We start from the raw sequence: 12,359 nt of genomic DNA, 5'->3' as shown, positions 1-12,359 counted from the left end.
AGAAGGGAAGGGAGACTTTTGTTTTTTTGTTTCATATGTGCTGCAGACAGGAGGGAGCGTGTTTTTCTTACTTTTTTTCCTTATAGATGCGCTCCCGACGTTCGGTATAAAGGAGTTGAATTTTTTGGGGAAGGGTATGGCAGGTCACTCAGAATAAAGAGCTTAGAAGAACGGATAAGTGAGGGCTTAGTATTGTGCGGTCAATAAATAGCAGAAAGCTTGCAATGACTATAAGTGTAAGCGCCAATGCGGGTTTGAGGTGTTCTTTATCTGGCAGCTGTCTCATTGTGTCAAAGTTATAAAAGCGTACATAAAGGGCTTCTGTCATAGTAATAATTCTTATCAGCATGTTGGCTAGCAGTGTGGAGCCTAGCGCGACTATATAGCGTATGGGATGCTTTGATGGATAGAGATGTCTTGCTTTTAACGATTCTGATATAGATGAGGCTTCTGAAGTGATTAGTGGCAAAAATGACAGCATTAGGCTTAGGGCTCCTGCAATGTGGTTGGCAAATTTCCCCATTATGGGGATGTGGCGTGTTATGCTGGCAATTGCTGCTTCCAGCTCGTTGATTCTTGTGGAAGATATGAGAAGATGAGCCCATATGACCATAAGTACTAGTCTTATGGCAAAAATAATGCCATAGAATAATCCCTCTCTGCTTATTTTTATACCATATAGGTTTATCAGTTCTTTTCCTTCATAGCTTATGCTCCTTGCGAGCAGTACTAGGATGGCAAGAAACATAATCCCGCGCATGGACCGAAGTAGCCCTTTTGTGCCTTCTATCCTGGCAATCAACAATGCGGAGGCACAAAGTAATGCAAGAAATGTATAGGAAGCAAACATGCTTGCTAGATTGAGCCATAGGAATATAAGGAATTTCCCTCTGGCATCCAGCATTGCAAGAAGCTTGGAAGTAGTGTTGTAGTTAAAGAGTGCTAAGGATTTCATAGTCCTATCATGTCTTTTGGGGGAAGAACTCCGTGTTCTCTCAGTAGGTCTTCAATCTGCTCAAATGAGGATTTTGCAATGACTTTTGCCTTGTCCATAAGTACCACGGTATCTACAAATTTTCTTATCCACAAAACATCATGGGAAATGAGCACAATGGTACAGCCTGTCTTATGTACCGATTCTATGCTATCCAAAACAGATAGGATTCCGGGCCAGTCAAGATTGGCAAAAGGTTCGTCAAGGAAGAGATACTCCGGCTCCATTGCCAACACGCTGGCTATGCTGACACGTCTTTTTTCTCCTCCAGAGAGACTTCTGGGATGTCTTTGTATGATGTGTCCCAGTCCCAGGAGACTTACTGTTCTCTCTACTCTGTCCCTTATTTCTGATTTTGGCAGTGCCATGTTTTCTGGCCCAAAGGCAATCTCATCGTATACGCTGTGTCTTACAAGCTGTAAGTCCGCATCCTGAAAAACAATGCCCACTTTTTTTCTGGCATTTGTATCCGAGTACGGCGACAGTCCGTCTATAAGTATTTCTCCCTTTTGTGGTTCTATAAGTCCTGCTATGTGCCGCATAAGAAGGGTTTTGCCGGAGCCGTTTTTGCCTACGAGCAAAGTTTTCTCACCCTTGGTGATGTCCAGTTCTATATTGTCAAGCCCCGGCGTGCCATCTGGAAAAAAATGGCATAATCCCCTTATTGTAATCATGTTATATGTTCTGAGCCTTAAGCAGAGGTCTTATTCCTATAGTGATAAGAACACTGGCAGTAGCCTTTATTGCATCGCCTATTAAAAAGGGTATCATTCCAGCTCCCAAAGCCCAGCCCCAATTCTTTCCCAGAGAAAACTTAAGCCAGGGAACGCCTATGAGATATATAACAAGGCTTGCTGCGATAACAGCGATTATCATTCTTACCGTATTTCTCTCTTTCCCTGTTATTAGGCCAGCTATAAAAGCAGCAAGCAAGAAGCCTATTATATATCCTCCTGTAGGACCTGCAATATGAGCTAGACCGCCCTTTGCTCCGCTAAAAACAGGAAGTCCTATTGCTCCCGCAAGTATGTAGAGTGCAATGGATGCAGCTCCCAAATAAGGTCCAAGGACAAGTCCTGCCAGCAGCACAAAAAGATTGGTAAGAACAATGGGAACAGGTCCTATAGGAATTGCTATCTGTGCACCTACTGCAGTAAAAGCTGCAAAAAGAGCAATGCTTACAACAGCAAAAATCTTCTTCTGTTCTTTTGTCATAATTCCTCCAAAATTATATGTAAACTTTACAGGCTATGCTGTAAAAAATTTACCCTATTGTACATATCCCATCGGATATGTTTATGCGTTCTTTGTTTTTGTTTTCTAGTATAAGCTCTCCGTTCTTGCCTATGTCCTTTGCAATACCTCGTATCCTTTTTCCAAAACTGTGTACTTCTATTTCTTTTCCCCATATATCGCTTTTGTTTTTTACTTTTGTTGTAATGCTGTTTTTATCAGCCTCTATAAGCTCCGTAAGTCTGAAGAATACGCAAGATATAAAGTCTGCACGTTTTCTTCTTATCTTTACGGATGTGGCATTATCTATATCGGGTTTTTTGCCTGTATTTATCCCTATCCCTATCCTTATATTGGTGGCGAGCATGTATTCTGCAGATATGTCCATGAGTATACCTGCAACCTTTTTGTCTCCTGCATATATATCGTTGGGCCAGTGTATGCTGGTCTTTATACCATCTACCTCAAGTTCTTCTGACACGGCAAGTGATGCTGCAAAAAGCACTTTCCATATATCCTGCATTGCTATGGATTTTTTTAAAATAAATGTTGTAGCTATGCTTTTGTCCGTATAAATCCAGGAGTGTCCGTATCTTCCTCTGCCTTTATCCTGCTTGTCGCTTATAACTATGTCATAATGCTCGGATTCTTCTTCTACCAGCTTTCTTGCTATATCCATAGTGCTGCTGCACTTATGTTGCCAAAAAACGGACAGCCTGCTATCAAACTCCCATGGATACAGAAAATCTCCGTCGTTTGTCAGAACGTATCCCTTTGGAGTGCTCTCTATACCGTAGCCCTTTTCTATCAGACTGTTTATATGCTTCCAAACTGCTACTCTAGAAAGCCCCAGCTTCTCTGCAAGAAGTTGCCCCGATACAGCATCAGATGTTTCTCTTAATGCGGACAAAATATTTTTTCTTGTAAGGTTAACCTGTTTCATGGCTTTGTTAACAGTTATATATAGAAATTCCCAACTTGACAAGAGAGGTGCGGAAAAATAGAATCCCGCACCTTATTATGAGCTTCTCTTTAGGTCAGGCAGAATCGGCTTTCTTTATCAGGTTTCTCTGCCAGTTAAAAAGATATTCTGCAAGCTTTCTGTTGTCGCCTTTTGCATCCACGAGGATTCTAAAGACAGGCTCTGTACCTGACTTTCTCATCCACATAAAGGCTACAGGTCTGTCTTCCTTGTCTTTGAGCATCATCTTAAAGCCGCCCTTTTCTCCGGGTAAGGAGAATGGCAGAGTACTGTCAACATATCTGTTGCCGGCAAGATATATTTCTCTGTGATAAGAATATATTCCCATGGATGCGAGCTCATTTTTCCTTTGTTCCCACTCATCTGCAAAAATATTCTGATAACGTTCTTTGAGAGAGCTCATATCCTTTGTATTTATCCTCAGACTTGCGCCATTATCTCCTGTGGTACTTGTAGTGTATGCGGGAAGAGAAGCCAAAACATCGGACAGGGAAAAATCCTTTTTATAATTTATCCCTCTAGCTTTGCACCATCTTTTAAAAAGGGCATAAGGCTCATCTCTTAGTGCAATAAGCTTGAGGATTGAGCCTATTGTTGCAAGCGGATCTCTGACTCTGGCAGGAGGAACAATGCTGCCCCCGTTGGAGCCCTCTCCCAGTATGGGCACGACATACCCCTGCTTTATGAGCTCGACAGCCTTACCTGTGACATGAGCCTCTCCAACTTCTACCCGTATGACCTGTGCATCAAAAGCCTCTGCAATCTCCTCTATCCTCATGGATGTAGGCCCGTTTGCAACAACAGCCAGAGGCTTGCCTGGATTAACGACACTGGCAAAGGCCAGCTCACCAAGTACAGCAAGCGCAAAGACTTCCTGGGCATCCAGAATCCTTGCGTTGCCCTCCTGATCTGCAAACACAAGATTCCCCCTGTCTCCATCACAGTCAGGAACATAGCCTACAACATCCTTTTTTTCTTTCTTAGCCTGCTCCGAGACAAGCTCTGCACACAGAGCAAGAGACTCTCCTTCTGGGAGAATATCATGGGCAAAATCACCTGGAATATTGTTATATATAAACACAGAACATCCGAGGCTCTCTAGAAAGTCCCTGTCTATGCTAAGAGCTCGAGAACTTCCGTTGAGTTCTCCTATTATAGAAGGCCTTATATTACTCAGTGCATACTTGATAGCGGATAAAGAGGAATCCATGTCCTTATTATAAAAAAAGCCGCATATCACAGAAGATATAAAATCAAGATAAGAAGATTTTGCTCTGTTTTTGAGCTCCTCATCCTTAACAATCTCTGTTTTATCTATCAAGCTTATGATATGTTGGATATCCTTATCCTCAAGCGAGTTTACAAGGATTTTAAAATCTTCTATCAATGAGCTCGCTTCCTCTGCATCCAGAACACCGCCATTGTAGCCGGCTTTAATACCGTTATGCCCTGGCGGATTATGGCTTGCGGAGACATAGACAAAACCCCCAGTATCTTCTGCCACAGCAGAAAGAGCCATAATCTCAGGAGCTGCTGTAATTCCGATAAAACGGCAGTCAACACCCGCCTCTAAAAAACCCGCAAAAACACATCTTGCTATAGCATCGCCCGTATGCCTTGTGTCACGCCCCAGTACAACAAACCGCCCATCCTCCATACGAGTTGCAAAAAAATCTGCAAAAACCCTTCCTGCGCAAAAGGCAAGAACCATATCCTCAGGGCTTATATCCTCTGCAAGATCATTCTCCAATCCTGATGCTGCAAAAACCTTGCGCCAGCCTGATACGGACAGGATAAAACTCTCCATGGCGTCAAGAACCGCTGATTTTTTTGGAACAATTATACTCACGCCAACTCCTTTTTACGATTTTATAAGAATATAGATTAATATGTCACATTTTTTCAATAGTATTTTATACCGAACGGTGCAAGGGCTGACTGTAAAGAAGAGAGGGAGATTGAGTCAGCCCCTGCACCTGCCTGCGGCAAAATTGAGATTATTTTTTTGCAGGGATTATATCTATTGTTGTTTTCATAGTAAAATCACTGGCAACTACCCATTTTCCGTCTTCTGACCTGGAAAAAACCAGTATAAAGCCATCGTTTCTCTGTAAAATTGCCATATCTTCTGACTCAAACTTTATTTTATACGGAATATCTTTTTTGAGAGCAAGCATAAAAGAAGAAACCATTTCCTGGTTTTCACTATTCGATAGAGCGGACAGAAATGGCAGTCTTTCCTGTAGATATTTGCTGTTACCAGCACGAGCAGCCATAACAAGCTTTTTATAAGCAGTTTCTATCTGCTGTGTATTATTACCACAGGAAATAAAAAGCAAAGTGAAAAAAAAGAAAATATTAATCAATGTTTTTTTATTCTTCATATGTTTTTCTTAAAAATAGCAGATTGTCAAAAAAACAGGGGAGAAAACTCTCCCCTGGCTGTCTTTTTATTTGTATTTTACAATAGTTCCTGTTACGTGAGCTGTTGCAGGAGCGTAGATTCCAAAAGTGAAATTGTTAAGAAGAAGGTCGAGAAATTCTGCTTTGTACTCTATTATCACGTTTACTGCGGCATCACCTGTATACTTCTGTATTTCTCTCTGGATTGCATCGTAGATAGCAGTATCCATTGCATCTGCTGATAGGTTTAAGAGGTTTGTGCCTCCCGAGTTACCAAGAAACTCATTTACTTTAACTGTGATGTCAAATTCCCCCACAACCTCATAAGAGGGAATTTCCTTTGTTACCTGTGCCCCGAAAGTTTAAATGTTATACAGGAAACAAGGAAGAGAGTGAGAAGAAGCAGTACGATGAGTACTTTTGCTTTTTCATAGTTCCTCCATTTGATTTGATTTTTTATGAATATAGCTTTTGTTTTTTTTGTTTTCAATATTTTTTTTACTTTTTTAATAAAAAATATGTTTTTTTGTATTTTTCTTATAAAAAATATCAAAAAACTCAAAAATATCAAAAAAATATTCTTATGTTTCTATGTATTGAAAAGTGTTTTATTCAAAAGCAGTGCGGGATGCAGTAGCATCCCGCACGTTCGGTATAAATTTTAGAACTTTATTGTGCTGTATATTTTAAGAAATGATGATGAGTTAAACTGGCCAAATAGTGTGTCTTTATCTCCTGCATAGTATGTGTAGCTTATGCCTATTTTTGTGTTATCGTCTATGTTGTACTCCAGGCGTGGTCTTAGCATCCAGGTTGTTGTTTCTATTTGATAGGCTCCTGCTGCTTCCAAGTAGAGGTTGTTGTTGAGCATGTTGCCGGTAAGTCCTGCGTTGATGATGGTTGTGCTATACTTGCTGTCTGCGTTGTAGTCCGTATCGCCTTTTTTTATATTGTCAGTGCCCAGAACGTAGCTTCCTGTTATCTGCAGGTTGATATTGATGTCCGGGATGATGTCTTTGTCCACTCCTGCAAGGTATGCTATGCGGTTGTTCCTCACAAGTGGGTCTGTGCCGTCTGTGTCTTCTGTGAGGAAGTAGGCTGCTTCTGCTTTTATGTTAAATCCAGCTGGTGCTGTTGCAAGCTCCGCGCCTATCAGTTGCAGCCTGTTGTAAGTGATTGTGGCCTGGTAGTTTGTTGAGAGTTTGCTTGTGTCTATTACGGGCAGTCGGTCGTATGTGTATTGATAGGACAGTCCCATGTCTATTCCAGCAAAGCTTGCGTTTATCCTGCTAGCTGCAATAAAGGAGTCAAGGCCTTCTGGGTTGTCATAGACTAAGGCTTGCTCTGCATGTTGTGCTGCCCATAGCTGCGCATCGCGTTTGGCAAGTGTTTGTGCTTCTGTAAGGCTAAATCCCGCACTCATATAATCTGCAGTAACTGTTGTGGCATAGGCTGTTGCGCCCTGGTTGATTGCATCTTCTATGGCAGTTGATAGACTTGAGAACTCGTATTGTACCCACTTGCCTTCCTGAGGGAAGATGTCGGGTGTAAAACTGGGTACATAGACAATCTCCCAGTTTGCAAAATCGGAGAGAGCGATTGTTATGTGAAGCATGTTTTCTGCTTTTTTTCTATCCAGATAGTCCGGGTTGATAAAGTCCGTATAGTCTGTAGGGTTTATTGTGTCAAAGGTGTGCACCTTATCACCTTTTCCCCAGACAATCTTTTTATATCCTATGTCAATTGTTGCCCATGATAAAAAAAGCTGGATGTATGCCTCTTTTATCATGTCGCTTAGTGCTGCCTGACGTCCTGCTTGTGTGGTAAAATCGTAGGATTGGTCATAACTTAGGCTTGCTATTGCTCTTGAGGATTGGCCATCGTAGCTTATGTCCAGTCCTATGCCGCTGGTTTCTGCTATGTCCTGTTTTTCTATGCTTTTATCAGGATCAGTAAAGAATCTTAGCTCAGTATCAATGTTGCCTGATATTTTTAGCATGCTTGATTCTGTCCCTGAGATAGTGTCAAAGAAAGAAAAGTCTTCCTGCGCAAATGCGGATAAAGCAATAAAAAATACGGCTGTTATTATTGCGATTTTTTTCATTGTTATCCTCCTCATTACAGTCTCCCTGTTTCAAGAAATTTCTGAGTAAACAGTGCATCAGGAAGTTTCTTGTTGTACTCTACCTTTTGCATGGTCAGAGTAGTGCTGTGTTTATCTGTTATGTTTTCCATTTTTGTTATGATTGGTGTCCACACTCCGTCTATTTTTTCGAGCTTTTCTATTGTCAAAACCTTTTTTAACCGGTCTTTTGTTTCGTACAGTTCCACTCTAACAGGCATAAAGTTGTCTTTTCTTACCCAGGATATTCTAAGCTGGTATTGTGCTTCCTTGAGATTCTTGGGTATGGATTGTACTACATAGCAGTCCTGGCCATTGTATTTTTCTTCTCTTAGGAGTGTATGGGTGTCCTCATCAATATCTCGTGTCGACATGTCATCGTAGCTAAAATCTGAGCCCATAAAGGATTGTCCTCCTTCTGAGGCTGCGATTCTTCTTACTCTTTTGAGACTGGGAAGGTATATAAACTTATCATCCGAGCGTCCCTTTTGTTCTTGCACAAGGAAACGTGTGCCTGCAACTGATGCTGGTTTATGAAAGATTATAAGGCTCTGTGATAGTCCGTTCTTATCCTTGGCTTCAAACATCTCCAGTATTCTTACGGATTCTTTGTTGTTTTTATCCGTAAGGCTCATCTGAACGAGCGCATGAGTTGAGTCAACTTTTACGGAATCCTCTGCTTTTTGCATTATTTCTCTGCCGTCAAGGGCAAAAAGATTGATTGTTACTGCAAAAATAAGAGCTGTAATTGCTGTTTTCTTTTTTATCATTTTTCTCCTCCGTAACTATTTATTGGCTTTCTAAGGAAAGCCGGTTCTTTTATGGAAAACAATGCAGGCAGCAGGCTTATGGATGCCGTGCTGGATGTAAGCATTGTTATTGCGATAAGCAGCCCCAGATAGTTGAGTGGTGTAAATCTGGATAGAAGCAGAACCAAAAATCCAGCTGCAACAGAAACAGCGTTAAACACAATCGCTTTTCCCACGCCTTTTATGCTGTTGCTGCTTGCCTTCTTGCTGTCGCCTGTCCTTAGCCTTTCTCTATGGTAATAGTTGAGAAAGTGGATTGTGTAATCTATGCCTATACCTATGGCAAGGGAAGCTACCATGGATGTGGATATATCCAATTTTATGCCTAGTATGCCCATAATTCCAAAGTTGAGAAGAACGGTTATCCCCAGAGGTATGAGTCCATATATACCGGCAACAACAGACCTAAAGTTGATTACAATTATAAGAAAGACGAGAGCAAGAGATGCAACTATACTTATAACTTGTGATTTTACAATAAGATCTGTCAGTGCGTATTCTACCTTGGCAACACCGCTTGTACGTATGCTGTACCCTTGGGGAAAGTGCCTTTTTGCGTATTCTTCCGCATCCTTTGCTATCATATATGGCTTTATGGAGCCCGTATCTGATATCTGAACGCTTATCTTTGCCATAGACGGCTCTATTGCATCATCTGTCCATGAGGATAAGTTACCGGAAAAGAGAAGTAAATACTGTGATATCAGGTTGGAAAGCTCTTCTTTACTGCTTAAACTGTATTTTTTCGGTTCGTGGGGAATCTCGTAATAAGCTGCTCCCATATAGTTGAGCTCTCTGTTTATAAGCTTTACAAGCTCTCTTGCGCTTATATCCTGAGAGTCAGCCATGGCATATGCAGTATTTAGCAGTCTTGCAAACTCTATATCGCTTATACCTGGCTTTGCAGTAGTGTAGGAGGCTTCTATATTGGAATGGGAACTATAGACTGATTCTCCTTGCCTACTTGTATCAGAAGGACTGTCTGTTGTATCGGAGCTGTCAAAAAAGAATAGAGAATTGTCATAGGTTGTGTCTGAGCTTGCTGTCTTATCCTGCTCCGAAGAAGAAGTATTAGCATTATTATTCTTACTGTCATCTGAGAAAAAACTCAGAGAAGAGAAACCCGAATTGCTTCCTTCCTGTTGTGATACTGATAGGGAAGATTCTTTTTCTATGGGAGTTGTTTTTTCTTCTGTAAGCTGTTCCGGAGGAGTGTTTAACACCTGATTTATACGCTTTAAAAAATCGGAAAAAGATATTACTTTTTTTACTTCCGGATATTTATCCTTGAGATAAGATGACAGACCATCCATAGCAACAAGTACGTCAGGATCTGTCAGAGCTCCAGATGCTTTTCCATCCACGATGATTTCAAAGGATTTTGTCCCGGTAAACTTTTCTCTAAAAAACTTATCAGCTTTTCTTATTTCCGTGTTTGGCTTAAAGTAGTCAACAAGCACATTGTCTTTATCCAGCAATGTTGTGCCATAAATACCCAAGCCTATTGCAATTATTGCAAGAAGAATTATGCTTGCCCTTTTGCTGGAAAAGAGCCTATAGAGAAAAAGCATAAACCTGTCAACCCCATCCTCCTTACCGTTCTTTTGCTCTGCGGATTTGAGGGCTCTGTGACGTACAAGCAAAATAGAGGGAATAAACGTTACGGCAACTATAAGTGCAGCTAGAACACCAAAGGCGCTAAATATTCCAAACTCCTGAATCGGCCTTACCTGACTTGATGCCAGAGAACCAAAGCCTACCATGGTGGTAATAGCTGCAAGGAGAACAGGCTTACCCACATCCCGTACAGTCTCCACAATAAGCTCCACATGCACATCTTCTGAGACAGAGGTGCCCTTATCTCGTACAAGATCATAATAATGGCTTATGATATGAATCCCGTATGCACTGCCTACAGCAACCATAAGAACGGGGATGACCGTACCAATAAGAGAAAGCTTTATACCCAGAAGAGCCATGAGACCTACTGTCCAGATAGTGCTTATAACCACTGTGACAAGAGGCAGAATTACACCTCCCAGTCTTCTAAAAGAAAGGAAAAGACTTGCCGTAAGAACAAGAATGACAAGAGGAATAAGCAATTTGATATCTGTATTCATATTATGACTGATAAGCACAGTCATTGCGGGCGTACCTGCCACATAAGTCTTAACACCCGGGACAGCATAGTCGGCAATTGCCTGCTTTATGGACCTGTAAATTGCTTCTCTCTCATCCTCTGTACTAGTACTTTTTATAGGCACAATAATCTGAGTAGCTTTAAAATCAGAAGAATATAGAACCCCCTCATACATATCCCAGGAAAGCAGCCTTGACTTGAGCAGTTTTATATCTTCATCCGAGTTTACAGAGTCTACAATAGGCACAACTTCCATACCTTCAGCAGTTGCGGCGATATAATCCGCATTGGTGACGGACATAACATCGCCTACCTGATCTAGCTCCTCAATTTTTTTTGTAAGCTTATCCACAAAACCAAGAACATCCCTGTCAAAAATAGAACCGGTCTCCACCTCTATACCTACAACCATACCGATAGCTTCGCCAAAGAGATCCTCAGTATTTTTAAAAGCCATTCTCTCCGGATGATTATCGGGAATAAAATGAAAAGTATCGTTATCAAGCTCTATACCGGGAATCCATACGCCAAAAAAAACAGTAATAGCACAAATAACCGCGATAACAACCCACGGATGCCTATAAATAAAAGCAATACGCTTCATACAGTACTCCTTTCCGGTCTCAATGCATCCAGAAAAAGATTGAGACTATAATCTATTAGCTCTTCTTTTTTATATTGGGGAGATAAAAGCCTGTCTGGCTGACCTGCAGCCATAGACTGCAAAAAACCCTTTACAATACTGGCAACAGCAAAAGCTGCCTTCTGAGGATCTATATCAGAACGCACGGAGCCATCTCTCATCCCCTGTTTTATAACCCCCACGAGTACGGACAAAAGAGACTCGACCCCGGAATATGCATCATCAAAACGGGCATTCTTTGCTCCTGTCTTCCCCGCAACAAGCTCCAGACTCGCTGAAAAATAAAACTCATTGACATGCTGACGGAAAAAAGCCCTGTAGGCACCTAACACCCTTTGCAGCGCCTCCATACCTGATACCGCTCCCTCAACCGCCCGCTCAAGCACAGAGCGAAGCTCAGAAATCACAGAGTTTACGACACTTACAGCCAGCTCTTCCTTATTTTTAAAATACAGATAAAGCGTCCCCTTGCTAAGCTCGCACACATCCGCAATCTCATCCATACTCGTATTTGTATAACCCTTACTTAGGAAAAGCTCCCGCGCCCGCTCAAAGATAAACTGTCTCCGCTCTGCTTTTTCTCTTTCTCTCCTTTCTCTCGTACCCATAAGACCTCCTGACTGTGCGTATTTTTATGACTGGCGGTCATTAAAAATATAGTGACAAAACCTAAAACCGACAACATAGAGACAATAATTTTATAAAAAAATTAAAACCGAACGTCGGACCTGCGCCATATAAGTAAAAGTGCAACAAGAAAGGCGCAGTTCCTCCTGCCTTAGGCACATATTGGGAAGGAAGCAGAAATTAATACAAAATCATACCAAAAGCAGAATAAAGAACCGCATAGAAGATAATATAATTAACAACAAAATTATAAAAACGACAAAAATAAAAAATCCCGCAGGAAAAATAGACAGCATAAGAATAAAGCTCACCAATTTTTACAACAACATAAAAGCATAATATTTGCCATCAAGTTTAGAATAAAAGCCTCTCAAGATAGTAAAAGTAAAAAAATAAGCTAATAAAG

11 protein-coding genes are annotated in these 12,359 nt (G+C 41.2%); all 11 read right to left on the bottom strand.

Going from position 1 to position 12,359, the window contains the following annotated elements; genetic code table 11:
• Nucleotides 1-148: 148 nt before the first annotated feature.
• Nucleotides 149-955: an energy-coupling factor transporter transmembrane component T gene (locus WKV44_05730; GenBank protein MEM5948036.1), complete on the bottom strand. Its 807-nt coding sequence runs from the start codon at nt 953-955 to the stop codon at nt 149-151.
• Nucleotides 952-1,668, bottom strand: a complete 717-nt coding sequence (locus WKV44_05725) for an ABC transporter ATP-binding protein (protein ID MEM5948035.1) — start codon at nt 1,666-1,668, stop codon at nt 952-954. Before WKV44_05725 ends, WKV44_05730 begins: the two co-directional genes overlap by 4 nt.
• 1 nt (nt 1,669) lies before the next feature.
• Complete coding sequence (locus tag WKV44_05720) at nt 1,670-2,209, bottom strand: biotin transporter BioY (protein ID MEM5948034.1); 540 nt, start codon at nt 2,207-2,209, stop codon at nt 1,670-1,672.
• 49 nt (nt 2,210-2,258) lie between these two features.
• Nucleotides 2,259-3,170, bottom strand: a complete 912-nt coding sequence (locus tag WKV44_05715) for a biotin--[acetyl-CoA-carboxylase] ligase (protein MEM5948033.1) — start codon at nt 3,168-3,170, stop codon at nt 2,259-2,261.
• Between the two features lie 94 nt (nt 3,171-3,264).
• The gene (locus WKV44_05710) at nt 3,265-5,058 is read right to left on the bottom strand and encodes a phosphoglucomutase (GenBank protein MEM5948032.1); all 1,794 of its coding nucleotides are present in this window, start codon (nt 5,056-5,058) and stop codon (nt 3,265-3,267) included.
• Between the two features lie 148 nt (nt 5,059-5,206).
• Nucleotides 5,207-5,593: a hypothetical protein gene (locus WKV44_05705; GenBank protein ID MEM5948031.1), complete on the bottom strand. Its 387-nt coding sequence runs from the start codon at nt 5,591-5,593 to the stop codon at nt 5,207-5,209.
• Nucleotides 5,594-5,659: 66 nt separating this feature from the next.
• Entirely contained in the window at nt 5,660-5,929 is a 270-nt protein-coding gene (locus WKV44_05700; protein MEM5948030.1) for a hypothetical protein, read from the bottom strand.
• A 344-nt stretch (nt 5,930-6,273) separates the two neighbouring features.
• Nucleotides 6,274-7,716, bottom strand: coding sequence for a hypothetical protein (locus WKV44_05695; GenBank protein ID MEM5948029.1), 1,443 nt, complete (start codon nt 7,714-7,716; stop codon nt 6,274-6,276).
• Between the two features lie 14 nt (nt 7,717-7,730).
• Nucleotides 7,731-8,504, bottom strand: a complete 774-nt coding sequence (locus WKV44_05690) for an outer membrane lipoprotein-sorting protein (protein ID MEM5948028.1) — start codon at nt 8,502-8,504, stop codon at nt 7,731-7,733.
• Entirely contained in the window at nt 8,501-11,287 is a 2,787-nt protein-coding gene (locus WKV44_05685) for an MMPL family transporter (GenBank protein ID MEM5948027.1), read from the bottom strand. Before WKV44_05685 ends, WKV44_05690 begins: the two co-directional genes overlap by 4 nt.
• Nucleotides 11,284-11,934 carry a TetR/AcrR family transcriptional regulator gene (locus WKV44_05680; GenBank protein MEM5948026.1) on the bottom strand — a complete coding sequence of 217 codons (651 nt, stop codon included), beginning with the start codon at nt 11,932-11,934 and terminating at the stop codon, nt 11,284-11,286. Before WKV44_05680 ends, WKV44_05685 begins: the two co-directional genes overlap by 4 nt.
• Between the last annotated feature and the right edge of the window lie 425 nt (nt 11,935-12,359).

Source organism: Spirochaetia bacterium 38H-sp, assembly GCA_039023545.1.
GTDB classification, from domain to species: domain Bacteria; phylum Spirochaetota; class Spirochaetia; order Winmispirales; family Winmispiraceae; genus Rarispira; species Rarispira pelagica.
This window is presented reverse-complemented; position numbering and strand designations above follow the sequence as displayed.